Consider the following 26,767-nt stretch of genomic DNA (forward strand, 5'->3'; position numbering starts at 1 on the left):
CGTAGAGTGGTTAGACCGGCCATTTAGATCAAATGATCTTATCCGAATGCACGAAAATGCCTTCCGCTTTTATGGAGGAATGTCCATTGAAATAGTCTATGATCAGGATCGTTTACTGGCAGTCAGTGAAAATGCCGGAGACCTTATCATGACAGCAGAATTTACAAAATACCAACAGACAAGAAAGTTTAAAGTATATCTTTGTAGGAAGTCCGATCCACAGTCAAAGGGAAAAATTGAACAGGTAGTAAAGTATGTAAAAATTAATTTTGCGAAGAATCGTACTTATGATAATTTAATAGATTGGCAGAATTCCTGTATGAGATGGCTAAAGCGAACAGGGAATTATAAGGTCCATCATAATACAAAAAAAAGACCCGTTGAGGTGTACGCCCTGGAAAAGCAACACCTACAAAAGGTCTCTGGAACTTACATTTTTGAAGATATCTTCGATTCTAGTATATCAAGAGATATCCACAAAGACAATATCATTCGGTTTGAGGGCAATCGTTACAGTGTACCTCGTGGTACATATCGAAAAGGCGCACCGAATATTGCCTATATCGAAACTGATAATGAGTATTTATATATACGGCTACAGAAAAACGGACAAGTCCTGGCACAACATAAAATTGCGGAAGGAAAAGGAGAGGTGATATCGGATCCCACTCACCGGAATCGCAAGCAGACCAAACGCGATCTTCTCATCCAGCAGGTGGAGGAAATGTTAGATAATAAAGAATCTGCAAAGTGGCTCGTCGAGCTGTTATCTGAGCAATACCCTCGTCATATAGTTGATCAATTGAAAGTGGTGCAATCCGTTATCTTGAAGTACCCTGCCTTCGTTGAAGAGGCAATTAATGAAATGAGACGTCTGCGACTGACAAGTGCAAATGATTTACGAGATATCGCCATCTCTTTGGAAGTTCAAAGCCGAAGGCAAAGAAAGAACTCGGAAACTTTAAATGAAAAATATAAGGACCTAGTAGCACCTGAGCGAAAAGAGGACATCTATTTCAGTGTTCTTCAGGGAGGTGGAAATAGATGAGCCAGCCATACGAAGTACTTCAGGATAAGTGTCGCACCTTGCGATTAGCGGAAACTTCTAAAGAGCTGCCAAACCTTCTAAGAGAAGCAGAAGCAAAAGGATGGACATATTATGAGTTCATCCATGAAATTCTACGGCATGAATTGAGCTGTAGAGAGAGAAAGAACAGTGAAAAACTGATGAAGTGGGCAGAATTCCCTGAGGTTCTGACATTTGAGAATTTTCGATTGGAAGAACAGACAGCGATAGGTGAAAAACAACTAAATGTATTAAAACAACTATCTTGGATCGATGAATGCTTTACCCTAATTATGATGGGACCAACAGGTGTAGGAAAGACTCATCTGTCGACAGCCTTAGGCATCCACGCCATCGAGCACGGCTACCAGGTATCTTTTATATCCATGGATCGTCTAATCTATGTTTTAAAATCAAAAGAGTACTTAGGCAAGTCTAGGACGAAATATAAGCGAATCACTAATTCTGACCTTATCATCATTGATGACGTTATGTATATGGCATATGAATCACAGGATGCACACTTGTTCTTTCAGTTCATCTATGAAATGTACGACAAGGCAGCGTTCATCCTTACATCTAACAAGGGTCCTGGGGAATGGGGAAAGTTCCTTGGAGACCCAACGTTAACTACTGCAATCTTAGATCGCCTTCTTCATCGTAGCGAGATCTTGACCTTTAGTGAAGAGCAAGACAGTATTAGGATGAAATACAGAAAAGCATTATTTGACAATCAAAAGGTTGAATCATAAATAAGGGAGAAAACTAAAATGAGTAGTCTTAACGCAGAAGAAGCAATTAGTTTTTTTAAATCCTACGGATTTAGAGTAGATGAAGAATCGGTGAGGGAATGGATCAAGGACAACAATAAGATGGCAAATATGCCTTATAAAAGGCGCCCTATCGTTGAGAATGATCTATATAGATATAATGATTGGTGCAAGGTAAAAGGAACGGCCTATGAAGAAGGGATCGATGACAGAACGAAAGTTGCCAGACTGTTAACGGAGAATTCCCTACTTAAAAAAGAAATTGAGAAGCTAAAAGCAGAAAAACAACAATTAGAAGAATCACTAGGACTGAATGATTGGATTTAGAAGTGAAAAATCCCCTGTCTTTATGACAGGGGGATTAAAACTGAAGAAGGCAGTAACCATTATTGAATAATCAAGTGTTGAATCTTAATTGATGAAAACTGTTTAAACTTATTTATCAAAAACTGTTTAATTCTACTTGACGGTTACAGCAGTGCTTCTTTTATGCGTTTTCTTGTTTGTCTTGTTATTTAATAACTTATGAGGAGCCTCAATTTTTTTAAACTCATGTTATCATTTCATTAGCAAAATATTAGCACATTTAAGCACAGTACTATTTTAATAAACTTAATTCATAATCCATGTTAATCAACTTGACTTAAAATGACCACCTAGCCATCGATTTCCAAGAGGGTTCTTTTACTTTTGAATACAAAGCGATTTCCACCTCTTTTTAAATTCATTTTTAATAACTTGAATATGAATTTCAGCTTTAGTATAGGGAAAAACAAAACTTTTTTGAATGTTATTTGCTAATTATTTGATTTATAGGTTGCTTTAATATCACTTTATAAACTTGGTCAAATCCATTTTTCCGTAAACAACCCTGTGAATTTCAACGACTTCTTCTTTAACAATATAGAATACAACATAGTTCTTCGCTGGTAAAAGCCTATATTCATTCTCCAAGGGCTGAATCGACTGGTAAATTTTATATGAATAAGGGAATTTCTGAAGCATGGATATCGAATCATGCAGGGCATCCAAGAAGTCCATCGCAGCCTCTGGAGCTTTATGTGTATCAGTTATATAATCTGTAATTTCCCTTAAATCCTTTAATGCTAAAGGCAAGTATTGTAACTTATACATCATCATTAACCTTTTTTGTGATTCTTGCCTTTAAATCAGAGAATACTTCTTCATGTGAATAGCGCTTTTGAGTAGAATTTGCTTCCAATTCAGATTCTTTTAACTTAAAATATATCTCACTTTCAAACAATTTTCGTTCATAAGCTTCAATACTCATAACAACCATGTCACCATATCCATTCTTAGTCAAAAACACTGGTTCTGCTGTTTCATGAACAGTTCTTGAAATATCAGCGAAGTTGTTCCGTAAATCTGAAACCGGTCTAATGTATGGCATGTAAACATCCCTCCCATTCATTGTTTATCATTATTTTATCATAATTACGCTAAATCATCCAAATGCTTTACGATTTGTAATAACCGATTGTTTTCATATCAATGCTTTTTAATAAATCACTTCATAGAAAGTAAGTTCTTCTTTGAAGTAGTTTTTCAGTAATCTTGTTAGGAGTTACAACAATCTTATAACTGGTTTACCTCAAGCTCAGATCAACCGGCCCACCTCCATAGCTACCGTTCCAAGCACACACTCGTATACTTATTCGATTGAGTTACCACTAGTAAATATTCGAATGCCTTCCACTCCTGGAAAATAATTCTCTCACTTTAACTTTTGCTTCTATAAAAAAATCTCTTATTTCATCGGATTAAGTTCTCTGGCCACGTTACCAAATAATTAAAATAAAGAAGCTTCCCAATAGTTTGTTCAACTAATGAGAAGCCTCCGTTAATTTTCCTCAATGTTAGCAAAATGTTAGCATTTCACTCTCACCTTACTAACAAGTCCTTATATATCAAGGGGTGGGGCAGATGTCCAGCTCCAACGCCTACGAGCTCGGGATCACTTCAGGACTTTTCTGAAGCCAAAAAGCGGCTTCTATCAAAGTCCTTCCAGTGCCTGTCGCTCGTGACCAAGGCGCTTGCGCTTTTCTTATTACATCATGCCGCCCATTCCACCCATGCCGCCCATGCCGCCCATGTCAGGCATGCCGCCGCCAGCGCCGCCTTCTTCAGGCTTATCAGCGATAACTGCTTCTGTAGTTAGGAACATAGCTGCAACAGATGCTGCGTTTTGTAGTGCAGAACGTGTTACTTTTGTAGGGTCAACAATTCCAGCTTCAACCATGTTTACATATTCACCAGTAGCAGCGTTGAATCCGACACCAACACTTTCGTTTTTCAAACGCTCAACGATAATAGATCCTTCTAATCCAGCGTTGTGTGCGATTTGGCGTACTGGCTCTTCAAGGGCACGAACGACGATGTTAACGCCAGTTCCTTCATCCCCATCAGCTGCAAGTGCTTTAACTGCATTAATAACATTAACTAAAGCTGTTCCACCACCGGATACAATACCCTCTTCCACGGCTGCACGTGTGGAGTTTAATGCATCTTCAATGCGAAGTTTACGCTCTTTTAATTCCGTTTCTGTAGCTGCACCAACTTTAACGACTGCTACTCCACCAGCCAGTTTAGCTAGACGTTCTTGTAATTTCTCTTTATCAAAATCAGAAGTAGTTTCTTCTAATTGAGCTTTAATTTGGTTCACTCGAGCTGCGATTTCTGCAGTGTCTCCAGATCCATCAACAACTGTTGTGTTGTCCTTTGTAACAACTACTTTAGAAGCGCGGCCAAGCTGAGTGATGTTAGCAGATTTAAGGTCCAATCCTAAATCTTCTGTGATCACCTCACCACCAGTTAATGTAGCGATGTCTTCAAGCATTGCTTTACGACGGTCACCAAATCCAGGAGCTTTAACTGCAACTGCGTTGAATGTTCCACGAAGCTTGTTCACCACTAATGTAGCAAGAGCTTCCCCTTCCACATCTTCCGCAATGATCAAGATTGGCTTACCTTGTTGAACAACTTGCTCAAGAACAGGTAATACCTCTTGAATGCTTGCAATCTTTTTGTCAGTGATTAAGATATATGGATCATCAAGAACTGCTTCCATTTTATCAGAATCTGTTACCATATATGGAGATGCATATCCGCGATCGAACTGCATACCTTCCACAACTTCAAGCTCTGTAGTGAATCCTTTAGATTCTTCTACAGTGATTACGCCATCATTACCTACTCGCTCCATTGCTTCAGCGATTAATTGGCCAACTTCATCGTCAGCAGCAGAGATAGCAGCAACTTGAGCAATAGACTCTTTGCTTTCAATAGGTTTTGAAATTTTTTGTAGCTCTTCTACAGCAACTTGAGTTGCTTTCTCAATACCTTTACGGATACCCATTGGGTTCGCACCAGATGTCACGTTTTTAAGACCTTCAGAAATCATTGCTTGTGCTAAAACAGTTGCAGTTGTTGTACCGTCACCTGCAATATCGTTTGTTTTGCTTGCAACTTCAGAAACAAGCTTTGCACCCATGTTTTCAAAGTTATCTTCTAATTCAATTTCCTTTGCGATCGTAACACCATCATTCGTAATAAGTGGAGAACCGAATTTTTTCTCAAGGACAACATTACGTCCCTTTGGTCCTAATGTTACTTTTACAGCATCTGCTAAAGCGTCGACACCACGTTTCATGGAACGGCGAGCGTCTTCACTAAATTTAATATCTTTAGCCATGTAATCATCAACCTCCTATAATCATATGTAGTATTAGTTTTTGGTACTAAATCACTCAATCCAAAATGTTAGCCAATGACAGCTAATACGTCTGTTTCACGAAGGATCAAATATTCCTTGCCATCGTACTTTACTTCTGTGCCCGCATATTTTGAAAAAATAACAGAATCCCCAGCACTTACTTCTAGTGCTACACGCTCCCCATTTTCCGTCACACGGCCAGTACCTACAGCAACGACCTTACCTTCTTGTGGCTTTTCTTTCGCAGAGTCAGGAAGAACGATTCCACTCGCTGTTTTTTCTTCTTGCTCTACCAACTCAATTACAATACGATCTCCTAATGGTTTTAACAAGGAAAACACCCTCCTTTAAATTTATTGCGGCAACTTTTAAAAACATTTTTTATAAGCTGCGCGATTTTATAATCTAGTTGTTAGCACTCACACCTAATGAGTGCTAACACAATTATAATAATAATCAAATGACTTTTTTTTTGCAAGTATTTTGAACAGTAAAAAACAAAAAAAATTATCTACTCTAATCAAAAAACGATTTGAATTTAATCACATATACTATCGTCAATTAAATGGAAAAATATTCATAATATAATTGTTGATTTCATAAGTGTGTTTGATTCGAGCATGAACTTCAGTTATGGTAAAATAAGAAACGTTATGAAAAATGTATTTTTTACATACAATGTCCTAAGCAACAGGAAACAAATTAAAGTATATAGGATCCGATAACTATATACAAATATTCTCATGAGAAGGAAAAGATACGATTAACTAGGGAATTTATAAAAGTAAATTTAAATTTTTTTCAAACAAAACATAATTATAATTAAGGAGAATTAATCTTGTCGAGAAGGTATTGGCTTATATTACTTAGTTTTATTTTTATGCACATAGTTGGAACTTCCGCTACCGCATTTTTACTTATGGCATTTGGATTTTCAGGAACACAAGAGGAATTAATCGGATATACAATCTTAATTTCTTTTTCGATTGGTTTTGTTGTTATTCTTCTTTTAACATTAAAGACAGAACCTGATAAAGAATTCACACGAAATCGAACCGATGCTGGGGACACATTCTTATGGATCATCGCAGGAATGTTTATGGCCTATACAGCACAAATAATTGCGGCCATGATTGAAATGCATCTTTTTGGAATTGAACCTGGATCGGAAAATACGCAGCGGATTGTGGGCTGGGCCAACGCGGTTCCACTCCTTGTAATTGTGGTGGGGGTATTCGTCCCTATTATGGAGGAGATTGTCTTTCGGATGGTGATCTTTGGAAGTCTCTATAAACGCTTTGGATTTTGGATTGCAGCATTATCAAGCGGCCTCATTTTTGCTGTAGTTCATTTTGATTTTTCTCACTTACTTGTATATTTGACAATGGGAGTTGTTTTTGCCTATCTTTACGTGAAAACCAGACGGATTATTGTCCCAATTATGGCCCATGCTGGAATCAATTCATTTGTAATGCTCGTTCAAGTTATGTATGGGGAAGATTTGCAACGAATAATTGACCAATTAGAAAATGTGCAGACGATCGTATTTTTATTATTTGGAGGACTGTATAAATGAGTAGATCCCCTAGATTTTATGGTTACTTATACTTTTTAATTGCGAGCATCTTCGTTTATTTTGCTATTCAGCAAAATAACAGGACAGAAGGATGGGATATTTTTACGATTATTCTCATGGCCGTTGCAGCGATAGATTATATGATCGCTTTTAGATACTTTGCTTTGGCGGGAAAAAAAGACAACGATAAAAAGGAATAAATAAAAGCCGTCTTACACTGGTTAGCTAAATGCATTCCATGTAATACGGCTTTTTTCCATTTTCAACCCTACTAGATTTGCTGTCTCAAGATGCGGATGCTCTATTTCTGTCTCTTCCTCTTCCAGCTTCGCTCTGTAGTGTATCCGTCGAGACAACTCGCTGCTATCTCAAGATGCGGATGCTCTATTTCTGTCTCTTCCTCTTCTAGCTTCCCTCTGTCGTGCATCCGTCGAGACAACTCGCTGCTTTCTCAAGATGCGGATGCTCGTTGCTGTTTTTTGTGTTCTCTTCCGAGGAGTACACCAACTGGAATAGTTAATACAGTCAATATTGCCATTACAATAAATCCTTCATTAATTGCCTGTAGACTTGCTTCTTCTATCGATAGGCCATTTAACGCCCCAATTTGTGATCTGCGTACTTCAAAATAAATGGAGAAAAAGACAATACCTAAAGATGAACTCATTTGCCGTAATACATTATTCATGGCAGATCCCCTTGAAACGAATTTCTCAGGTATAGCATTCATACCCGCAGTAGTAGATGGCATCGTACTCAACCCCATTCCAATGCCCCTAATGGCGTTTAAAACAAATATGACCCATAGACCAGTTTCCATTGATAAAAAGCCTAAAAACACAGTTGCTCCAGCGATTAACGTTAATCCTAATGTCACTACCAAGGAAGGACCTTGGCGGTCTAAAATTCTTCCCCCTACCGTCATGAAAATTCCCGCTAATAAAGCAGAAGGTAAAAACGTTAACCCAGTAATTATTGCACCATAACCGTACACAACCTGGAGTAATAAAGGTAAAAGGAAGATACCTCCAAAGAGACTTATGGAACTAATACTTCCCACTAAAACAGAATAAGTAAAAGCTGGTATTTTAAAGATGGATAAATCCAGTAACGGTTGTTCTTTATGATTCTCTATCTTAATAAATAGCCATAGAGCAAATGCACCTACTACAAGTAGCGAAATATTAATTGGATCCTTCAGATGCGCCAGTTCTGATACCCTGCCCAATGCAAATAACATGGCACCTACACCTAATGTAACTGTGATAAATCCACTGCTATCGAATGTTATATCCTTTACTATCGCCGTTTGTTTTAAATAGATTGCAGCAAAAATGAGCCCTAGTACTCCCGTTGGAATGTTACATAAGAACAGCCATTGCCAAGAACCTAATTCAATAATAAAGCCGCCTAATGTGGGACCGATGGTTGGAGCCATCATGGCCGCAATACCATAAATTCCTGTAGCTAACCCCCGTTCTTTTCGTGGAAAAACTTCAAAAATCAATGCCATGGCAATCGGCATCATCATTCCTCCACCTACACCTTGCAAGCCGCGGAAGATAATTAAGGATGACAGATTCCATGAGAGGGAACCTAGAATAGAACCTAGGATAAATAAAACTAGACCAATCATATATAGTTTTTTCTTTCCGATTTTATCCCCTAAAAATCCTGTAATGGGCATTGTAATACCCATCGTCACCATAAAGATAGTAATAACCCACCCAGTTGCCACTGCATCCGCTCCAAAAACTGACATTAAATGGGGGACTGCCGGATTTAACATACTATTATTTAAAATAATCGTAAAAGTTCCTAATAGGACTGTGATTACCACAAGCCATTTTTGAGGTAATTTACTCACTACTTACTCACCTGCTCCATTTTTTTTAAAGAGTATTCTAAAACACTTCGATTCCCGAAACAATACTATTACTATATCATGACTACTAAGGAGAAGCATGTAATATTCAGAACTTTTTTGAATTTAGTAAGAAAAGCACAAGCGCCTAAGCTCACGAGCGAAGTGCCCAGTAGCGAGTAGGCGCTGGAGCTGGGCAACTTGCCGAAGGAACCAAAACTAACAAATTATCTATTAAAAAAGACTGTAGAAAATTCTACAGTCCTACCTTTCCTTTTATAGAGGATAATGTCTTAAAAAGTAAATCAATGATTGTAATTCAATGGATAAGTCAATGTGATGTACCCTAACATCATCAGGAACAGATAATCTTGCAGGAGTAAAATTTAAAATGGCTTTTATGCCACTTTCTACAATATTATCGGCAATCGGTTGGGCAACATGAGCTGGAACAGTAAGAATCGCCACTTCCACTTCATTTGCAACGCGTTCCGCAAACTCGTTTAAATGATATATGGGAACGCTTCCAATTTTTTGTCCCACTTTATCTTCTGCCACGTCAAAAGCCATTTCAATTCGAGTGTTGTTACTTTTAGAAAAGTTATAGTTTAGAAGTGCTGTTCCTAGATTACCGACACCAACCAAAGTTACTTTTGTAACTTCATCCTGATCTAAGGTTTTTCTGAAGAAAGATAATAAATAATTAACATTATACCCGTAACCTTTTTTTCCAAGTGCCCCAAAATAGGAAAAGTCCCTGCGGATAGTTGCTGAATCCACTTTCACCGCTTCACTTAATTCCGAAGACGATACCCGGTGTTTACCAGATGCCTGCAGACTTTCAAGGAAGCGATAATACAAAGGCAATCGCTTTGCTGTTGCTTGTGGAATTTTTGTTTGATCGATATCCATAAATACTCCCCTCCATCTATACGTTTTATAATCATTAGGGATCTTTGCTTCTATGTATGATGTTTTCGTTTAAAATCCCCGCTTTTCCCGCCTGTTTTCTCTAATAGATATGTACTGCCAATTACCATACCTTTATCTAGAGCTTTGCACATATCATAAACCGTTAATGCTGCAGCAGAAACTGCCGTTAATGCTTCCATCTCTACCCCTGTACTTCCTATCGTTTTTACTGTTGCCTCCATATGAAGAATGTATAATTCTTCACTTACTTCCCATTTAAAATGAATATCAACACCAGACAATGACAACGGATGACACATGGGAATCCATTGAGATGTATTTTTTGCCGCCATAATCCCTGCAACTTGTGCGACTGCAAGCACATCTCCTTTCTTCATTTTACCATCTTGAATACCTTCATAAATTTCCTTATTTACTCGAATACTCCCTTTTGCAACAGCGGTACGGACTGTTTCACCTTTACTTGAAATATCCACCATTTTAGCTCTGCCTTGTTCATTAAAGTGTGTGAATGAATCCATGGTTGTTCCCCCTGTCTCTCATTCTATTGTACACTATTGTTTCACAATCTGTATATTGTTTGTGAAGAACCCATGACTGAAGTCACGAGGGTTCTTGCTTATTTCCTAAATCAGTTGCTACAATACTGGTTATTCATGTACACTAACTTTGTGAATTCAAAAGTTTTACTGGACTTCCATAGTGAGGATGAAAAACATGATCTTATTACAATGCGTACAATTATCTAAGTCCTTTGGCGCTGAAAAGATACTTTCTAATGTTAAACTTGAAGTACAAAGTCGAGATCGTATCGCATTAGTAGGACGGAACGGCGCCGGGAAATCAACCCTTTTAAAAATTATTGCAAAAGAGCTCTCCTATGATACTGGAGATTTAATTATACCAAAAAATGTTTCAATTGGATATTTAGCCCAAGACAGTGGGTTAAACTCCCATCGATCCATCTGGGAGGAAATGCTTCTCGTTTTTGAACACCTCCAGAGAATGGAACAGTCACTCCGGAAACTAGAGGAGAAAATGAGTGACCCATCTGATTCAAATTATGAAAAAGTTCTCCTTGAATACGACCAAATGCAACAGGATTTTAAAGATTTAGGTGGTTACCAATACGAAGCCGATATTCGGGGGATTTTATCGGGATTAAATTTTTCTAGCTTTGATTATTCCACAAAAATTAATACCTTAAGTGGTGGTCAAAAAACGAGATTAGCCCTCGGTAAGTTATTGTTAACCAAGCCTGATCTACTCATTTTAGATGAGCCCACAAACCATTTAGACATCGAGACTTTAACATGGCTCGAAAATTATTTATCTGGGTATGACGGGGCAATCCTAGTAGTATCCCATGACCGATACTTTTTAGATCGCGTTGTTAACCAAGTCTATGAATTATCCTTTAACCAAACCATTAAGTATATTGGGAATTACAGTAATTATCTCGAGGAAAAAGAGAAAAGATTAGAGATTGAGTTGAAAAACTATGAGAAACAACAGGGGGAAATCAAGAAGTTAGAGGAGTTTGTTCAAAAGAATATTGCACGGGCTTCCACAAGTAATCGTGCAAAAAGCCGCCGTAAACAATTGGATAAAATCAATCCTTTGAATCAACCACAGATTGACGATCATTCTGCAAAGTTCCGATTTGAAATCCAAAAGCAAAGTGGAAATGATGTCCTGACTGTAGATCAATTAGTATTAGGATACGACAAACATATCCTTATTGAGAATGTGAACTTAAAACTCACTAGAGGAGAAAGCGTTGCTTTAATTGGTCCAAATGGAATTGGCAAATCCACTCTGATAAAAGCTATTTCCAAAAAGTTAAAGCCAATAGAAGGGAATATTTACTACGGAAGCAATGTCGCTATTGGATACTATGACCAAGAACAAACAGAACTTTCTTCCAATAAAACGGTTTTAAAAGAGCTTTGGGACGAGTACCCTCAAACGATAGAGAAGGATATTAGAACGGTATTAGGGAATTTTCTTTTTAGCGGGGACGATGTTTTGAAATCCGTTTCAGATTTAAGTGGTGGTGAAAAAGCGCGATTAGCTCTGGCAAAATTAATGATGAAAAAATCTAATCTGTTGATATTAGATGAACCTACAAACCATTTAGATTTAGACAGTAAAGAGGTATTGGAGTCCGCTTTAATTGATTATCCAGGAACGCTCCTGTTTGTTTCACATGACCGTTATTTTGTGAACCGTATGGCCACGAGAGTAGTGGAATTATCCGAAAAAAATGTTACAAATTATCTAGGTAACTATGATTATTACCTCGAAAAAAAACTAGAGCAGGAAGAATGGAAGCAGCTACAGGAAGAGATTATTGCAAATAGCTCGACTAATTTCCCTTCACGCCCATCAGAAAATCAATCTGTAAGAACTGACTATGAACGGGAAAAGGAATTAAAGAAAATTCAGAGGCAAAGGCAACGAAAAATTGAAGAATTGGAGAAGGAAATTGAACAGGCAGAGGAACAAATTGCTTCTTGGGAAGAAGAACTTTGTTTACCAGAAGTCTTTCAAGATCATGAAAAATCTCTTGAATTAAATGAATCGATTGAAAAAGCGAAAGAAAACATCCACTCATGGATGGAAGAATGGGAAACCTTACAACTGGAAGAAAGTTGAGGCTGGGACATAGACATAACTAAAGTGTTTAATTGAAAATCCGAACAAAATACAACGATAGCGATGTATATTTCCGTAGCTAATTAATGATTGCATCAATTATCAGTTCGTTCGGATTTTTCATTGATAAAAACATTTTTGTCCTAGCCTCTTCTTTTATCCAACGACCATCCATAACAAACACACAAGGTGATAAACATGGAAGTTGCTGCAGCTACAATACCTGAATCATTTAACAAAAGAAGTGCCAAGGAAGTTACAATACAACAGTTTATCAATACGTTCTGAAAATGCATTAAATACCCTTTTCGATGTTTCCATAGAATTACACCAATTAAAAAATAACTTGTAATAAATAACTGAGTCCAATAGGAGACTTTGAATATTTTCCAATTCATTTGAATTTTTCTCTTTATGATTTCGAATATTGTCTCCCAGTCCCCGCCTAGTAAGTGTTGAAAACCGATGGCAATGTGACTATTTTGATTCGTTAATTGCAATAAATATAAGATTACAAAAAGGAGGACTACAGATAATGTCATAATAATTATCTTTAGTATTGTATTCATCCTTTTCATATACAGGATAAAAACGAAAACGATAGCCACTCCAGTGGACAAACTCGCTCCAGCATTTGCTCCGTAAGAAGACCCTCCTAAAATAACCAATGTGAAGGAAAGTACAGCAAAAAGTGACCACCATGACAACCACTTATTCGTAATCGAATTTTTTAGCCAAAAGGCTGTCATTAAAATACCACTTACAATGAAAATACCTGCATACTCATTTCCAATTCCATAATACCTTGCTCCAATAACCGGGTCATAACTCAGAAACGATCTTTCAGTTAAATAACTGGCAAAAAAAACAATATCTATTAGTAACGTAATGAAAAACAAGAAACATGCAAAACTGTATGTTTCCTTAATCAACTTTTTTAAGATTAAAGCAGTACCAACACTGGAAAACATTATTAGTATCACATATCCTAATGAGGAGAATGGTAATATGATAGGAGACGTGACCAAGAAACAAAATGGAGACAATACTCCACTTAATAATAATGTATCTGCCAATCGTCTCGCTTTTCTTTTCCGTTCAAATAACCAAAATACAAGGGAGACCATCACTAACATTGCCACGAGCCCAGAAATATAACTTGAGAGAACGGCCCCCCGATTACGGAACACTTTATTTACTTCATCGATTCTCCTTTTAAATTGTGAATAAGACCATTTGTCCGTTTCACCTACGATTATCGCTTTCCCTGACACTTTATCCATTGGAGTATTTATATCAAAGAAAGACACAATCGAAGGGGCAATATCTGCGTTACTAATGAGAGATTCTCTTCTTGTTGTTTCTGAATTTATTTTCCCTTGCCAGGTGAATTTTTCCTCCCAGATCCAAAATGGACCTAATTGATTTTTCCTCTGATAGGCCTCTGAGTGAACAGAAGGGGATAATAACCATATATCTGCATCTGTTCCACTGATAAGGTCTTGAAGGGTTATCTCAAGCCTTTTTAAGGTTGCCCTATATTGATTATCAAAGTGAGAAGGGATCATTTTGTCTTTCTCTGAAAAAAGTCGGTGAATATCTCCCCACTCAATAACGGTAAAACTAGCCTCATGTTTATTTTGAAACTGTTTAACTTCATGAATGAGTTTTTCTCCAGACATTTCCCATCCACCAGGTTCACCTGGTCTTTCTTCAACCACTCCTGTCAACAATCCATCCGCTTCCCCAGCATCATTCATGACAAATAATGATCCATATCTAATTTTTTCCATATCTAAATCAGAATTGCCGAAAACAGCAGTAGAGACACCTTCCTCTTGTAAAAGACTTCCTAGCCAGCCAATCGTTGCATTGAAACTGGAATCTTCGTTTTTAGCTATTAATCCGCTGATAAGTGGGTGAAGAATGTTTGATGTTGAAGACGACCCATACCACCTGTTGAATAGTTCCTCTACAGGTACATCATTCCAACTCTCACCTTTTTCGAAAGCATTCCAATCCTTCACCCCTAGAGCACGTTTCCCGCTACTTAATGAGACAGTATTATTTAAATAGGAGTAACTTCCTTCCGGCTTTAAATTAACAGCAGCATAAGCTCCCGATCCCCAAAGTTGTGGATAATTTGTATAGCTTTGATACCAATCAAGTTCTTCCATGGATAACCCTGGTACTAAAAATAAAATAAGATGTTTTTCTTCCCACTTTTCATTTCCTGCATAGGACTTACTTCCCATATCACCTATAAATAAAGATAGGCTACTAATAAACAATATTATAGTTAATACTTTTACCAAGTTCATTTTCTGACATATCCACATAATCCACAGCCCTATCCACAGGTTTGATTAGTATATTTCAACACTTTTAATAGTTATTAACAGAATAGTGGAGTTATCCACAGAAAGATTGTTAACAACTCTATTCCCTTACCTACCATGTTTCGACAAGTTTTTCCCCATTATCCACAGGTTGTGCACAGCATGTTATTAACAAGATCATATATTCGTCTTTTTCCACAGAATGAATAATTCTGGTTCTTTTTGATAATAGTTTCTGTGACTTTTCCCCATTTCTTTGCTTTCCTGGTGGATAAACAAAAGTCCCATATGAAGAAAAAGACCACACATTTAAAAACCTTCTTGTCCTATTGTAGACAAGAAGGCGAGTTCTTAACGAATTACGGTTTAATTTTTGGTAGTTCTAAACCTGGTTGACCATTTAATTGATCGTTTGAGCGGTACCCTAACTCATAAAAAATCGTGCCTGCTGATGCAATCATTGCTGCATTATCCGTACACAGGGACATGGGAGGAATAGTTAGTTTTATCCCTGCCTCTTCACATTTTGTGGATAATTGCTCCCTTAAGCCTTTGTTTGCAGCCACGCCACCAGCTAAAAGGATACGGTCGACTTTTTTTTCTTCTGCTGCTTTTAGTGTTTTCGTAACCAATACATCTATTACACTATCTTGAAAACTTGCGGCTATGTTTTCCACAGGGATCTCTTCGCCACGCTGTTTTGCGTTATGGAGTGTGTTGATAACTGCAGACTTAAGCCCACTGAAGCTAAAATCAAAGGAGTTTGGTTCTAACCAAGCTCTAGGCAAAGGAATCGTAGGTTCCCCCTCCTGGGAAAGCCGGTCAATATGAGGTCCTCCAGGATATGGTAACCCTAGTGTTCTAGCAACTTTATCATATGCTTCTCCCACCGCGTCATCTCTCGTTTCACCGATGACATGGAAGACTCCGTGTTCTTCCATATATACTAATTCCGTATGTCCCCCAGATACAACCAATGTGAGTAGAGGGAACGTCAATTCCTCCACAATATGGTTTGCATAAATATGCCCAGCAATGTGATGTACACCGATCAAGGGCTTATTCTGAGTGAATGCAACAGCTTTTGCCGCATTCACACCGATGAGAAGTGCACCAACTAACCCTGGTCCTTCTGTAACAGCAATTCCATCTAGCTCATCAAATGAAACATTTGCTTCCTCCATCGCCTCTTCTAAAATAGTTGTAATTTGTTCCACATGATGGCGAGACGCGATCTCAGGGACAACTCCACCGAATCGTTTATGACTCTCCATCTGAGACGAGACTATATTGCTTAATATTTCTCGTCCATTTTTTACAACTGCAACTGCAGTCTCATCACAACTTGTCTCAATTCCTAAGATAATGATATTTTTTTCTTCCGTCATTCCAGCATCACCCACATAATTTGTGCATCCTCTTGATTATCAGTATAGTAATTTTTACGAATACCACCATTTTCAAACCCATGCTTTCGATATAATTTTTTTGCCGTTTCGTTGGATACACGCACTTCCAATGTGATTTTTTTTGCACCAAGGGTTTGGGCCATCTCCATAATTCCATACAAAAGCTTATCACCGATCCCTTTTCTTCGATAAGGGGAGTAAACTGCGATATTTGTAATATGGGCCTCATCAATAATGATCCATACCCCACAATAACCAATGATTTGATCCTCTATTTCAGCCACAAGATAATAGGCAAATTGATTGGTTGTTAATTCATTGACAAAAGCCCCTCTGCTCCATGGTGTTGGAAAGCAGGATTCCTCTACTTTCATCACCTGATCCAGATCATCTAATTCCATTAACCTTATTCGAATCTCTTCCCCCATACGACGATTCCCCTATTTATTAGTTTCCTTTTGCTTTTGGTTTTCTTGCCATTTGGCTTCCGCTTCTGCTAATCGGATGTAATTTGGAGAAAAGGAATGTACTTCCCCAGTTACCTCTTTTTCCATCCCTAACCTCGCAAGTTCTCCTGGTCTAGGAAATTGTTCTGTCATAGGGGGAATAACTGCCTGTTCCCCAAGAATATCTTTAATTTCCTTTACGTGAATTCCAATATCTATGCTTAAAAATAAGATGCTTTTCTCCTGCTTTTTTAAATGGTTTAACCAATCTCGGTGAAGCAAAATCTGATCCTGTTCTACACATGTAACAATTCCCTGTCTACTTTCATACAATCCCGTATAAACTTGTCCTCGCCGAGCATCTATAAATGGAGAAATCACTCCAGAAAAGTGTTTGCCGTTTTGCGCCAGAACTTCCAGACTAGATACCCCAACTAAGGGAATCTTCAGCGACCATGCCATTGCCTTAGCCGTTGTCACCCCAATTCGGACACCAGTGTACGAACCAGGACCTTCTGACACTACAATGCGATCCAATTGGTTTGGTGTGATGTCTACCTCTTCCATTAACCCTCTGATTGCAGGCATTAATCTAACCGAATGGTTTTTTTTCAGATGGGTGATGTATTCCCCCGCCACCATTCCATCCTTTAAAATAGCTACTCCTAAAACATAACTTGTTGTATCTATCGCTAAAACATTCATGTTAAAAAATCTCCTTACAAACTGAGATAAAGTGACTTCCACTGGCCATAAAAGTCAGTTTTCTTTTATTTTCAGCCATATACTCAATCCTAATAGCTAATTTTTCTTTAGGCAGTTGCTCTTCTATCATGGAAGGCCATTCTACCACAGTTACGCCATCCCCTTCAAAATACTCGTCTAAGCCCAGATCTTCCAATTCATCTTCCACCCGGTAAGCATCCATATGGTAAAAAGGAACCTTGCCCTGGTATTCTTTTATAATAGTAAATGTGGGACTATTAACGTTTCCGGCGACTCCTAAACCTTTGGCTAATCCCTTTGTAAAACTTGTTTTCCCTGCTCCTAAATTCCCCTCTAATGTCACCAAATCTCCTGGTTTCAATAAGTTCGCTAAATGCTCTGCCAGCTGTTGTGTTTCTTCAAGGGAGTGGGATATATATTCTCTTTGGTAAGTCATCCAATTTCCCCCCGTTTCATAAATGGTCATATCCTGTTTTCGTAAGTGTATCTCTATTACCGGCGTTGTTTATTAACTCTACTTTTACTATTCCTTTTGAATCATTGATTTGTCCGATGGCATAGAGGGGTAATTGATTTTCCTGGAACTTCTTCCATAGTTCATCCCAGTTTTCCTTCCCTACTGTCCCAATCAGTTGAAAGTCTTCCCCACCATAGAGAATCCACTTCTCTTGTTCATCTCTACTCTTTTCTTTTAATGTGGTACCCGTAGGGATTGCATTCCACTGGAGTTCAATAGAAACCCCGCTTGCTTCTGCAATTTCCATGGTCTCACTGGCAAGTCCATCACTAATGTCATTTAATGAAATCCGGAAATTACTTTCTGCCAGAAGACGGCCAGCCTTCACTTGGGGAACAGGAAATTGATGTGCTTTTATGTATGGCCATAGTTTTTCGTCTTCCATAGTACAAAGACCCTCATTCAATAAGTGCTCTAGGCCAAATGCCGATAATCCTAAAGGACCAGTAACAAATACTACATCCCCAGGTTTGGCATTAGCCCTAACTAACCTTCGGCCTTTTTCCACTATTCCAATAGCCGTTACAGTGATTACTAAAGTGGATTTAATAGACACCGTATCTCCACCAATTAAATCCATCCTATGTAAATCCCCTATTTCAGACATTCCAGAGTATATGTCAGCCAACTCTTTTTTCCCCCATCCTTCTTTAGGGATTGCAATGGATACGAGATAATACCTAGGGATTGCACCCATAGCAGCTAGATCACTAATATTCACTGCCAGAGCCTTATGACCGATTGCCTTCATGGACATCGTTTTTTTTGTAAAGTGAATACCTTCCACCATGGTGTCCACGGCAACGACCGTTTCCATGCCCTCTTCTGTATGATAAATTGCAGCATCATCCCCTATACCTACTTTGAGGGAAGGCTGATGGTACTTTTGAGGTGTTATACTTTGAATCCATTTCATTTCATTATTCATGTCTTATGCACCTTAATCTCCCAGGGAGCTATTCTTAGAATTCCCTAATTTATCAACCGCTAATCCATCCTTCTATTCGTCCCTCCATTATATCAAACTGCCTGAATAACTAGAAGAAAAGGATGTCCTTGACAAACATTCTATATGAGGACCTCTAAACCGATGAAAGACGTAACCTCCCTGTGTGTATAATCGATGAGTATGGAACAGTCATTTCACTATACATAGAAAACGACCAATTAAAGGATCTAATTGGTCGGATCGCGATCGTTTGCCTTATCTATTTCTCTACCATACGAAAACTTCTTACTAGTATGAGACATCCAATACGTTATATCTCTAGTGCCTTTTCAAATGCCTCAATAATATCCTGCTTATCTTCAATTCCAACAGAAATTCGTACCAATGATGGAAATACACCTAGTTTTTCCCTGAGCTCCACAGGTACTGGTCGATGGGATGTCCCAACAGGATGAGTAACCGATGTTTCTACCCCTGCTAATGTAGGAACTACTTTTACCCAAGATAAATGACGGAAAAAGGCATATACATCCATGTGGTCAGCCAGATCAATGGTTACAATTGCACCTTCGCCACGTTCTGATACTCCTTCAGGATAGTATACCTTCTTTACGTTGTTATGCTTGGCGAGGGCGTCGGCAAGTGCTCTGGCATTGGAACTTTGTCTTTCCATCCTTAAACTTAAAGTCTTTAATCCTCTGCATCCCAACCATCCATCAAATGGACCTAAATTACTTCCTAAATTAACAATTTTAGCTCTCACTTTTTTCACGATCGAGGAACTTCCTGTTACAACCCCTGCAGATATGTCACTGTGACCTCCAATATACTTTGTTGCACTATGAACAACAAGGTCTACTCCAAATTCATGGGGCCTAATTAAAAAAGGAGTTGCAAAAGTATTATCAATCATAGTTTTTATATCAAATTTTTTCCCAAGTTGAACTAATCCGTTCAGGTCTTCCACTCGAAGTAATGGATTGGTTATGGATTCGGAATACAAGAGTACCGTATTTTCTTTCATGCTGTTCTCCACTTCCTTATGATTGGAGAAATCAGCAAAGGTAACTTCTATTCCAAGGTCCATTAATTCTTTCGCAAAAAGCTGATATGTACCACCATATAAATCTTCTGTAGCAACAATATGGTCTCCTGCTTTTGCGACAGCTAAAACTCCCGCAAGAATGGCAGAAATACCTGAGGAAGATGCCACTCCAGCTTCTGCCCCTTCTAGGTCTGCAACCCCTTTTCCTAAATCATCTGTATTAGGATTACCTACCCGTGTATACATATATGATTTCTTTCCTTCGAAATAAGCTTCCATATCTTCTAAATCATGAAATGAAAAAGCTGATGTTTGATAAATAGGTTTTGATTTACTGATTTCCTTAGTATCTAATTTTTCTTGAAAATGAACATTTTTCGTTTCAAATCGCATTCCTAGCCCCCCTGATTTAAAGTTTCCTCAAGTATAACCAATACTTAACAGTCATTGTAAACCATTTAAGCGTAAAAGGATATATTAACGATTTTTTTTAAACATCATCTAAATTATATCCCCCTGTGGTAAAATATTCTGAACGAAGATGATTTGTTACGGAGAGAATGGAGAGAAAGAATGAGCGATCGAATGGTTAAAATATCTTCAGCAAATAATAGAAACGGTATGGTTTCCACTGCATCCCAGCCTGCTACAGATGCGGGTGTTAAGATGCTTGAAAAAGGCGGCAATGCTATCGATGCAGCAGTTGCTGCCGCCCTCTGTTTAGGAGTAACAGAACCACAAGCATCCGGATTAGGTGGGCAATCTATGGCACTAGTCTATCTAAAGGAAAACAATCGTATCTTTTCCTTGGATGGATCTTCCCGTGCGCCATTTAACATTCAGCCTACAAAAACACCAGAAAAACCTATCAAGCTTGGAATAACATCCACTACCGTCCCATCCACACCGGCAACACTTGGTTATATGCAGGAAAAATACGGGAAACTCACCTTTAAGGAAGTACTAGAGCCTGCTATTACAGCTGCCGAAGAGGGCTTCACAGTATCACCGCTAGTCCATCGGTTAATAAAAAAAGAAGAAGAGCACTTACGGAAAGACCCCTCCGTTGTTAAGAATTATTTTTCCAATAATGTCCCGTTACAGCCAGGGCAGACTTTACGTCAGCCAGAACTAGCTTCTTGTTTAAGGACAATGGGAGATGCTGGTTGGCAGGATTTTTATATGGGTAATATTGGACAACAAATTATTAAAGATATGGAGAAGAGAGGGGGACTTATTACTGCAGCTGACTTATGCCAGATTCCACAACCTGTGGAACGGGAAGTTTTAAAAAGCAGTTACCGGAATTATGACATTTACACGTTTCCACCACCTGGAGCAGGCCGAGTTTTAGTTCAAATTCTAAATACACTAGAAGGGTTCCCTTCCGAAATACTTAATCCTGAGAATCCCATAGGTGCGGCTATCTACGGTCTCGCATTTCGGTTTGCCCTAATAAATAGGCAAAGGGTACCAATCCATCCTGACTACTACCTTCAAACAGTGAACAAAATGATGCTCGATAAAGGCTATGCGAAAGAACTGACAAATCGGATTGCGGAAATTTATCAATTCGCTCTACAAGAAAAGTATTCTCCTCCACCACACTCCGGGGAAACGACCCATTTATCAGTGGTCGACAAAGAAGGAAATGCTGTAGGAATAACCCAATCAATTGAATTAGTCTTTGGCAGCAAAACAATGGCTGAAGGTCTCGGATTTTTTTACAATAATTACATGAGTGCCTTTGAATATAAAAACATGACACATCCATATTATTTGTTACCCGGTGGAAAACCATGGAGCAGTGTTGCTCCAGTATTATTATTTAATAATGGGATGCCTCGATATTTATTAGGTAGTCCGGGCAGCAGTCGTATCTCAACAGCTTTAGCTCAGGTAATAACAAGACTGGTCGACCGTCAGGAATCCCTAGATCAAGCAATTGCTGCGCCAAGATTCCATTCTTCTGATACAGGGCTTCTTCAAATTGAAGAAAAAAGGTTTAATCCTGATGTTCTTAATGCATTGCACTTAACTGGTTTTCAATTGAAAAATAGAGGACCATATAGTTTTTATTTAGGCTGTGTCCAAGGAGTACAGATTCCACTATCTCGTGAAGAATCCTTCTTTGGAGTTGCAGACCCACGACGAGATGGAACGGCAAAGGGACCAACCACAATTAAATAAAACAAGGAAGGCAGGGATAATTCAAAATGAAAATTGCAGTGGTGTATAACCGGGAGAGCCAAGCGGTCATTAACCTATTCGGAACGTTAAATAGAGAAAAATACGGACTTACGACAATCAAAAATATTAAAGAAGCGTTGGCAGCTGGAGGGCATCAAGTAAAAACGTTCGAAGGAGATAAAAACATTATCTCAAAACTAGAAGAATTTATGCCCTCTGTTATTGCAGGGGAACGGCCTGGACTAGTTTTTAATTTAAGCTATGGAATACAGGGAAAAGGGAGATATATGCACATCCCAGGCATCCTTGAAATGATTGGGGTCCCTTATGTTGGGTCTGGACCTGAAACCCACGCCTTGGCTTTAGACAAAGTTGTCACAAAAATGATTTTAATCCAAAAAGGATTACCCACACCAAAATTTACAGTACTGGACAAACCCGATTCCCCTATTATGGATAATCTCACCTACCCTTTAATTGTCAAACCGAAAGACGAAGCAGTCTCATTTGGGTTGAAAATTGTTCATAATGAAGATGAACTAAGGTCTGGTGTACAAACCATTTATGAGACTTTTAATAAGCCGACCCTAGTAGAGGAATATATTGATGGACGTGAAGTAAATGTGGGGTTACTAGGAAATAATCCCGTTGAGGCTCTCCCACCCGTGGAACTTGTCTTTGGTGAAGGAGAACAGATTTTCACATATGAAGATAAGAAAAATAAAAGTGGGCGCACCGTGGAAAAAGTTTGTCCTGCTCGACTAAGTGAAGAACAAACAAAGAAAGTCCAACAACTTGCCATTGATACGTTTAATGCTCTCGGGTGCTATGACAGTGCCAGAGTAGATTTTCGAATAGACAAAGACGGCAACCCGTATATTCTTGAAGTGAATTCCATGGCCAGTCTTGGAGCAGACGGTTCATTTGTATTCGCCGCTGAAAAAATGGGCTTAAATTATACGGACTTGATGAACCGTTTAATCGATATCACTTGTGAACGTTATTTTGGTCCCTATTTTTTAGATAACAACATGGGAGATGCAAGTGAAGAATCCATAAGCATTTTTAATTCCATCACACAAAGCCGGGATAAGATTGAGGCAGATTTAAAAGCTTGGACAAATATATCCAGTTGGACAGAAGATCCAGTTGGATTAAATACCGTAAGAAAACGTATGGATGACAGGCTAAAGAAATTGGGATTAAGACAAGTGGAAGAGTATACGAACGGTCGCTCTGCATGGACATGGGAATCAAAAGCTGGTTTCAAAGATGGGACATTACTTGTAGTACCTATTGATATTCCAGGAGACCGTTCAGGTTTCCCAATCCCTTTCCGTACAGAACAGGAATGGATATTTGGTGAAGGAGTAGCTTCTAGCCGAGGTGGATTAGTTACTTTATTTACGGCTTTGAACTCATTAAAAGAGCATAAAACTTTATCTAAGAAAAAAATCGGTATCTTCTTTTATTCAGATGAAGGTAGAGGAATGAGATACAGTAGTGATACCTTACGAAAAGTTTCAAAGCAAGCAAAAGAGGTTATTGTGTTACAACCTGGTTTTGTAGGTGGGAAAATTTCTGAACAACGGAGAGGTTCGAAGAAATTTAGTGTCATTATAGAAGGTGACCCTTTAAGAATTGGGAAATATTCAAAACAAATTGATGTTTTAAGCTATTTTATTCAGAAAGCTGAAAAACTTAAGGAGTTCAGTAACTCTGATAAGAAATTGACGGTTGCCATTCAAGATGTGCATTCAGAAAGATACAGTGTTTTACTACCTCACCGTGTCCGCGCAACCATTTATGTCACCTTTATTGATGAAGTGTTAGCTGAAGAAGTGGAAGAACAAATAAGAAAAACATTTAAAACAAATTCCAGTACACAAGGAATGCATTCTTATGTAGAAAAAATTGTAGAAAGACCACCATTAATAAGAAAAAAGAATAACCCAATAACGAAGAGACTAAAAGAACTGAGCAAACAGTGGAATATTCCTTTTGGTACGGAATCAAGTTTACTTTCTACCGCAGCAGGGGAAGTGTCCAAAAGCATACCAGTTATTTGCGGCTTTGCACCGGCTAGCAAAGGTTTATATACACCTCATGAAGCCATACATCGAGGAGAATTAATTGAACGTTCCTTCCTATTAGCGTTATTATTAATGGAACAAAAGCCATGATTGACAATAATAAGAAGTTACCAATTTTAATATCTGTTCCTCACGGTGGTCTCACTATACCTTCGTTTATAAGGGATAAATGTTTATTAAGTGAAAAAGACATCTTATTGGATTGCGATACATGGTCAAATTATCTCTATGATTTTAAAAATGATGTGGAAGAATTTATGGAAACTGACATTTCCAGAATTGTAGTAGATCTTAATCGGTCTATAGATGATATGCCTCCAACTAATCCTGATGGAATTATTAAGACAAAAACAGTTGATGGAAAAACTGTATGGAATACCTTTTCTGGAGAATTATCTGAAATAGAAATAAAAGAAATTATAGATAGATACTATAAACCTTATCACATTAAATTGGAACGGGCATCTAACAATCCACATGTCCTATTAGGAATAGACTGTCACACTATGTTAGATATCGGTCCAGTAAAGAATAGTAACAGTTGGGAAAAACGGCCTATCTTCTGTTTGGGCAATCGTGGCTCTCTAACTGGCGAAATTAAACATGAACCTATTTCGGCTCCTTCAGAATTGATTCTAAAGTTTAAGTCATTGCTGGAGAAGAAATTTGCTAATTTTATTAGCCTACCTTTAGGCGAGGATGTGCCATTAGTTACTATTAATGATCCCTTCTCAGGAGGCTATATTACAAAACACCATGGTCAAAAAGGACTCATCCCTTGGGTACAGCTAGAAATTAATCGAAGTCTTTATTTACCTAGCTCTGATCTCCTTTCCATAGAACCGAGTCAGTTAGACTTAGCGAGAATGAAAGAAATTAAAACAAGATTATATAAAGTATTTCAAGAATTAATTGATGAATTTACAACAACAAGGAAAAAAGTACGCTGATTTATTCTAAGATTTAGTAGGGATTGTGTTGATTTTCTATTATTGATGAAATCATTATTAGGTTACCTGTGTCGATTCCTGGTGACCTTTTTTCTATTCATTTTGATAATGGACTACTCGATCGGTATTTTATTGGTAATAATATTGCTTCTTTTATGTAATGATACTTGCTATTGAAGTGATCAAGTGGTTGTGGGTTGATGGAACCTTGCGTGGTGGGGTTTGTTCGTGGTTCGATGGATCCTGGTTCATTTACCACACCTTCAATCTCCTTTATACTCCTTCTTGCACGGATTGAACCTAAGGATATTGAACCTGGTTCATTTACCCCACCTTCAATCTCCTTCATTCTCCCTCTTGCTCACGGATTGAACCTGGGGGTTTTGATCCTGGTTCAACTGAACCTGGTTCATTTGCCCCACCTTCAGGCTCCTTCATTCTCGCTCTTGCTCACGGATTGAACCTAGGGGGTTTGATCCTGGTTCAATTGAACCTGGTTCATTTGCCCCTACTTCAGGCTCCTTCATTCTCGCCCTTGCTCACGGTTTGAACCTGAGGGTTTTGATCCTGGTTCAACGGAACCTGGTTCATTTGCCCCTACTTCAGGCTCCTTCATTCTCGCCCATGCTCACGGTTTGAACCTGGGGATTTTGATCCTGGTTCAACTGAACCTGGTTCATTTGCCCCTACTTCAGGCTCCTTCATTCTCACTTATGCTCACGGATTGAACCTGGGGATTTTGATCCTGGTTCAACGGAACCTGGTTCATTTGCCCCTACTTCAGGCTCCTTCATTCTCACTTATGCTCACGGATTGAACCTAAGGATTTTGATCCTGGTTCAACGGAACCTGGTTCATTTGTCCCACCTTCAGGCTCCTCCATTCTCGACCATGCTCACGGTTTGAACCTGGGGATTTTGATCCTGGTTCAACCGAACCTGGTTCATTTTCCCCTACTTCAGGCTCCTTCATTCTCGACCATGCTCTCGGTTTGAACCTAAGGTTTTTGATCCTGGTTCAACGGAACCTGGTTCATTTTCCCCTACTTCAATCTACCTCATTCTCGCTTATGCTCTCTGATTGAACCTAAGGATTTTGTTCCTGGTTCAACTGAACCTGGTTCATTTGCCCCTAGTTCAGGCTCCTTCATTCTCGACCATGCTCACGGTTTGAACCTGGGGATTTTGATCCTGGTTCAACGGAACCTGGTTCATTTTCCCCTACTTCAGGCTCCTTCATTCTCGACCATGCTCACGGATTGAACCTAAGGTTTTTGAACCTGGTTCAACGGAACCTGGTTCATTTTCCCCTACTTCAGGCTCCTTCATTCTCGACCATGCTCACGAATTGAACCTAGGGTTTTTGATCCTGATTCAACCGAACCTGGTTCATTTCCTCCACCTTATTCAATATAACCTTGAGCAGCTGCATAAAAAAAAGACACCCTCATATGAGAATGTCTTTGTCTGCCCAGCAGCGTCCTACTTTCACAGGGGGAAACCC

The 26,767-nt window shown here is 38.6% G+C and carries 26 protein-coding genes; 9 read left to right on the forward strand and 17 right to left on the reverse strand.

Translation table 11 applies throughout. The features are described from left to right. The 3 genes from KS419_RS17500 to KS419_RS17510 all read left to right on the forward strand — a co-directional run. On the forward strand, positions 1–1,048 hold a 1,048-nt coding region (locus tag KS419_RS17500), incomplete at its 5' end, for an IS21 family transposase (RefSeq protein ID WP_217067643.1). Then, positions 1,045–1,818 carry an IS21-like element helper ATPase IstB gene (gene istB / locus KS419_RS17505; RefSeq protein ID WP_217067644.1) on the forward strand — a complete coding sequence of 258 codons (774 nt, stop codon included), beginning with the start codon at positions 1,045–1,047 and terminating at the stop codon, positions 1,816–1,818. The genes KS419_RS17500 and istB, both read left to right, overlap by 4 nt. Positions 1,819–1,836: 18 nt before the next feature. Beyond that, positions 1,837–2,163, forward strand: a complete 327-nt coding sequence (locus tag KS419_RS17510) for a hypothetical protein (RefSeq protein WP_217067645.1) — start codon at positions 1,837–1,839, stop codon at positions 2,161–2,163. Positions 2,164–2,664: 501 nt separating this feature from the next. On the opposite strand, the gene KS419_RS17515 is transcribed toward KS419_RS17510, so the two are convergent. From KS419_RS17515 to groES, 4 genes are all read right to left on the reverse strand, one after another. Continuing rightward, entirely contained in the window at positions 2,665–2,973 is a 309-nt protein-coding gene (locus tag KS419_RS17515; RefSeq protein ID WP_217067682.1) for a type II toxin-antitoxin system RelE/ParE family toxin, read from the reverse strand. Next, the gene (locus tag KS419_RS17520) at positions 2,963–3,247 is read right to left on the reverse strand and encodes a type II toxin-antitoxin system Phd/YefM family antitoxin (RefSeq protein WP_217067683.1); all 285 of its coding nucleotides are present in this window, start codon (positions 3,245–3,247) and stop codon (positions 2,963–2,965) included. The genes KS419_RS17515 and KS419_RS17520 overlap by 11 nt, the downstream gene beginning before the upstream one ends. Before the next feature lie 657 nt (positions 3,248–3,904). Beyond that, positions 3,905–5,548, reverse strand: coding sequence for a chaperonin GroEL (gene groL / locus KS419_RS17525; protein ID WP_217067684.1), 1,644 nt, complete (start codon positions 5,546–5,548; stop codon positions 3,905–3,907). A 68-nt stretch (positions 5,549–5,616) separates the two neighbouring features. Continuing rightward, positions 5,617–5,901, reverse strand: a complete 285-nt coding sequence (gene groES, locus KS419_RS17530; protein ID WP_217067685.1) for a co-chaperone GroES — start codon at positions 5,899–5,901, stop codon at positions 5,617–5,619. 506 nt (positions 5,902–6,407) lie between these two features. On the opposite strand from groES, the gene KS419_RS17535 reads away from it, so the two are divergent. Both KS419_RS17535 and KS419_RS17540 read left to right on the forward strand, forming a co-directional pair. Further along, entirely contained in the window at positions 6,408–7,145 is a 738-nt protein-coding gene (locus KS419_RS17535) for a CPBP family intramembrane glutamic endopeptidase (RefSeq protein ID WP_217067686.1), read from the forward strand. Further along, positions 7,142–7,345 (forward strand): YdiK family protein, encoded by a 204-nt coding sequence (locus tag KS419_RS17540; RefSeq protein ID WP_217067687.1) that lies wholly within the window; start codon positions 7,142–7,144, stop codon positions 7,343–7,345. The genes KS419_RS17535 and KS419_RS17540 overlap by 4 nt, the downstream gene beginning before the upstream one ends. Before the next feature lie 21 nt (positions 7,346–7,366). On the opposite strand, the gene KS419_RS25325 is transcribed toward KS419_RS17540, so the two are convergent. The 4 genes from KS419_RS25325 to moaC form a co-directional block, all read right to left on the reverse strand. Continuing rightward, a complete protein-coding gene (locus KS419_RS25325; protein ID WP_281419841.1) occupies positions 7,367–7,501 on the reverse strand; it encodes a hypothetical protein in 135 nt (44 codons plus the stop codon). 95 nt (positions 7,502–7,596) lie between these two features. Further along, entirely contained in the window at positions 7,597–9,012 is a 1,416-nt protein-coding gene (locus tag KS419_RS17545) for an MDR family MFS transporter (protein WP_217067688.1), read from the reverse strand. 273 nt (positions 9,013–9,285) lie between these two features. Continuing rightward, positions 9,286–9,921 (reverse strand): redox-sensing transcriptional repressor Rex, encoded by a 636-nt coding sequence (locus KS419_RS17550; protein ID WP_217067689.1) that lies wholly within the window; start codon positions 9,919–9,921, stop codon positions 9,286–9,288. A 50-nt stretch (positions 9,922–9,971) separates the two neighbouring features. Further along, positions 9,972–10,463, reverse strand: a complete 492-nt coding sequence (moaC, locus tag KS419_RS17555; protein ID WP_217067690.1) for a cyclic pyranopterin monophosphate synthase MoaC — start codon at positions 10,461–10,463, stop codon at positions 9,972–9,974. A 196-nt stretch (positions 10,464–10,659) separates the two neighbouring features. Here moaC and abc-f point away from each other — a divergent pair, with 196 nt between their 5' ends. Continuing rightward, entirely contained in the window at positions 10,660–12,600 is a 1,941-nt protein-coding gene (abc-f, locus tag KS419_RS17560; protein ID WP_217067691.1) for a ribosomal protection-like ABC-F family protein, read from the forward strand. A gap of 143 nt (positions 12,601–12,743) precedes the next feature. On the opposite strand, the gene KS419_RS17565 is transcribed toward abc-f, so the two are convergent. The 7 genes from KS419_RS17565 to KS419_RS17595 all read right to left on the reverse strand — a co-directional run bounded on the left by KS419_RS17565 (position 12,744) and on the right by KS419_RS17595 (position 20,424). Then, positions 12,744–14,921 carry a hypothetical protein gene (locus KS419_RS17565; RefSeq protein ID WP_217067692.1) on the reverse strand — a complete coding sequence of 726 codons (2,178 nt, stop codon included), beginning with the start codon at positions 14,919–14,921 and terminating at the stop codon, positions 12,744–12,746. Between the two features lie 377 nt (positions 14,922–15,298). Further along, positions 15,299–16,327 carry a tRNA (adenosine(37)-N6)-threonylcarbamoyltransferase complex transferase subunit TsaD gene (gene tsaD / locus KS419_RS17570; protein ID WP_217067693.1) on the reverse strand — a complete coding sequence of 343 codons (1,029 nt, stop codon included), beginning with the start codon at positions 16,325–16,327 and terminating at the stop codon, positions 15,299–15,301. After that, the gene (gene rimI, locus KS419_RS17575) at positions 16,324–16,776 is read right to left on the reverse strand and encodes a ribosomal protein S18-alanine N-acetyltransferase (RefSeq protein WP_217067694.1); all 453 of its coding nucleotides are present in this window, start codon (positions 16,774–16,776) and stop codon (positions 16,324–16,326) included. The genes tsaD and rimI overlap by 4 nt, the downstream gene beginning before the upstream one ends. 12 nt (positions 16,777–16,788) lie before the next feature. Next, on the reverse strand, positions 16,789–17,499 hold the full coding sequence (gene tsaB / locus KS419_RS17580; RefSeq protein ID WP_217067695.1) for a tRNA (adenosine(37)-N6)-threonylcarbamoyltransferase complex dimerization subunit type 1 TsaB: 711 nt from the start codon (positions 17,497–17,499) through the stop codon (positions 16,789–16,791). A gap of 1 nt (position 17,500) precedes the next feature. Then, positions 17,501–17,956: a tRNA (adenosine(37)-N6)-threonylcarbamoyltransferase complex ATPase subunit type 1 TsaE gene (tsaE, locus tag KS419_RS17585; RefSeq protein WP_217067696.1), complete on the reverse strand. Its 456-nt coding sequence runs from the start codon at positions 17,954–17,956 to the stop codon at positions 17,501–17,503. A gap of 16 nt (positions 17,957–17,972) precedes the next feature. Further along, positions 17,973–18,965, reverse strand: coding sequence for a thiamine-phosphate kinase (gene thiL, locus KS419_RS17590; RefSeq protein WP_217067697.1), 993 nt, complete (start codon positions 18,963–18,965; stop codon positions 17,973–17,975). 331 nt (positions 18,966–19,296) lie between these two features. Continuing rightward, entirely contained in the window at positions 19,297–20,424 is a 1,128-nt protein-coding gene (locus tag KS419_RS17595; RefSeq protein WP_217067698.1) for a trans-sulfuration enzyme family protein, read from the reverse strand. 180 nt (positions 20,425–20,604) lie between these two features. Here KS419_RS17595 and KS419_RS17600 point away from each other — a divergent pair, with 180 nt between their 5' ends. Genes KS419_RS17600 through KS419_RS17610 form a run of 3 tightly spaced genes read left to right on the forward strand, consistent with a single transcriptional unit; the run spans position 20,605 to position 25,264 of the window. Next, positions 20,605–22,221, forward strand: coding sequence for a gamma-glutamyltransferase family protein (locus KS419_RS17600; protein ID WP_217067699.1), 1,617 nt, complete (start codon positions 20,605–20,607; stop codon positions 22,219–22,221). Between the two features lie 26 nt (positions 22,222–22,247). Beyond that, positions 22,248–24,404: a M20/M25/M40 family metallo-hydrolase gene (locus KS419_RS17605; protein ID WP_217067700.1), complete on the forward strand. Its 2,157-nt coding sequence runs from the start codon at positions 22,248–22,250 to the stop codon at positions 24,402–24,404. Next, complete coding sequence (locus tag KS419_RS17610; RefSeq protein ID WP_217067701.1) at positions 24,401–25,264, forward strand: N-formylglutamate amidohydrolase; 864 nt, start codon at positions 24,401–24,403, stop codon at positions 25,262–25,264. Before KS419_RS17605 ends, KS419_RS17610 begins: the two co-directional genes overlap by 4 nt. Before the next feature lie 97 nt (positions 25,265–25,361). Here the strand turns inward: KS419_RS17610 and KS419_RS17615 are convergent, their stop codons facing one another. Together KS419_RS17615 and KS419_RS17620 are read right to left on the reverse strand one after the other, a co-directional pair. Continuing rightward, positions 25,362–25,613 carry a hypothetical protein gene (locus tag KS419_RS17615; protein ID WP_217067702.1) on the reverse strand — a complete coding sequence of 84 codons (252 nt, stop codon included), beginning with the start codon at positions 25,611–25,613 and terminating at the stop codon, positions 25,362–25,364. Positions 25,614–26,083: 470 nt separating this feature from the next. Further along, positions 26,084–26,236, reverse strand: a complete 153-nt coding sequence (locus KS419_RS17620) for a hypothetical protein (protein ID WP_217067703.1) — start codon at positions 26,234–26,236, stop codon at positions 26,084–26,086. Positions 26,237–26,767 lie beyond the last annotated feature (531 nt).

The organism is Evansella tamaricis, assembly GCF_019042215.1.
Lineage (GTDB): Bacteria > Bacillota > Bacilli > Bacillales > Salisediminibacteriaceae > Evansella > Evansella tamaricis.

Coding starts and splice junctions, on each gene's coding strand:
- rimI (WP_217067694.1), bottom strand. CDS start 16,776: ATGGGGGAAGAGATTCGAATAAGGTTAATGGAATTAGATGATCTGGAT.
- KS419_RS17600 (WP_217067699.1), top strand. CDS start 20,605: ATGAGCGATCGAATGGTTAAAATATCTTCAGCAAATAATAGAAACGGT.
- KS419_RS17520 (WP_217067683.1), bottom strand. CDS start 3,247: ATGCCATACATTAGACCGGTTTCAGATTTACGGAACAACTTCGCTGAT.
- abc-f (WP_217067691.1), top strand. CDS start 10,660: ATGATCTTATTACAATGCGTACAATTATCTAAGTCCTTTGGCGCTGAA.
- tsaB (WP_217067695.1), bottom strand. CDS start 17,499: ATGAATGTTTTAGCGATAGATACAACAAGTTATGTTTTAGGAGTAGCT.
- istB (WP_217067644.1), top strand. CDS start 1,045: ATGAGCCAGCCATACGAAGTACTTCAGGATAAGTGTCGCACCTTGCGA.
- KS419_RS17565 (WP_217067692.1), bottom strand. CDS start 14,921: ATGAACTTGGTAAAAGTATTAACTATAATATTGTTTATTAGTAGCCTA.
- KS419_RS17615 (WP_217067702.1), bottom strand. CDS start 25,613: ATGAAGGAGATTGAAGGTGGGGTAAATGAACCAGGTTCAATATCCTTA.
- KS419_RS17510 (WP_217067645.1), top strand. CDS start 1,837: ATGAGTAGTCTTAACGCAGAAGAAGCAATTAGTTTTTTTAAATCCTAC.
- moaC (WP_217067690.1), bottom strand. CDS start 10,463: ATGGATTCATTCACACACTTTAATGAACAAGGCAGAGCTAAAATGGTG.
- KS419_RS17605 (WP_217067700.1), top strand. CDS start 22,248: ATGAAAATTGCAGTGGTGTATAACCGGGAGAGCCAAGCGGTCATTAAC.
- KS419_RS17620 (WP_217067703.1), bottom strand. CDS start 26,236: ATGAAGGAGCCTGAAGTAGGGGAAAATGAACCAGGTTCGGTTGAACCA.
- KS419_RS17540 (WP_217067687.1), top strand. CDS start 7,142: ATGAGTAGATCCCCTAGATTTTATGGTTACTTATACTTTTTAATTGCG.
- thiL (WP_217067697.1), bottom strand. CDS start 18,965: ATGAATAATGAAATGAAATGGATTCAAAGTATAACACCTCAAAAGTAC.
- KS419_RS17515 (WP_217067682.1), bottom strand. CDS start 2,973: ATGATGTATAAGTTACAATACTTGCCTTTAGCATTAAAGGATTTAAGG.
- KS419_RS17595 (WP_217067698.1), bottom strand. CDS start 20,424: ATGCGATTTGAAACGAAAAATGTTCATTTTCAAGAAAAATTAGATACT.
- tsaE (WP_217067696.1), bottom strand. CDS start 17,956: ATGACTTACCAAAGAGAATATATATCCCACTCCCTTGAAGAAACACAA.
- KS419_RS17610 (WP_217067701.1), top strand. CDS start 24,401: ATGATTGACAATAATAAGAAGTTACCAATTTTAATATCTGTTCCTCAC.
- KS419_RS17550 (WP_217067689.1), bottom strand. CDS start 9,921: ATGGATATCGATCAAACAAAAATTCCACAAGCAACAGCAAAGCGATTG.
- tsaD (WP_217067693.1), bottom strand. CDS start 16,327: ATGACGGAAGAAAAAAATATCATTATCTTAGGAATTGAGACAAGTTGT.
- groL (WP_217067684.1), bottom strand. CDS start 5,548: ATGGCTAAAGATATTAAATTTAGTGAAGACGCTCGCCGTTCCATGAAA.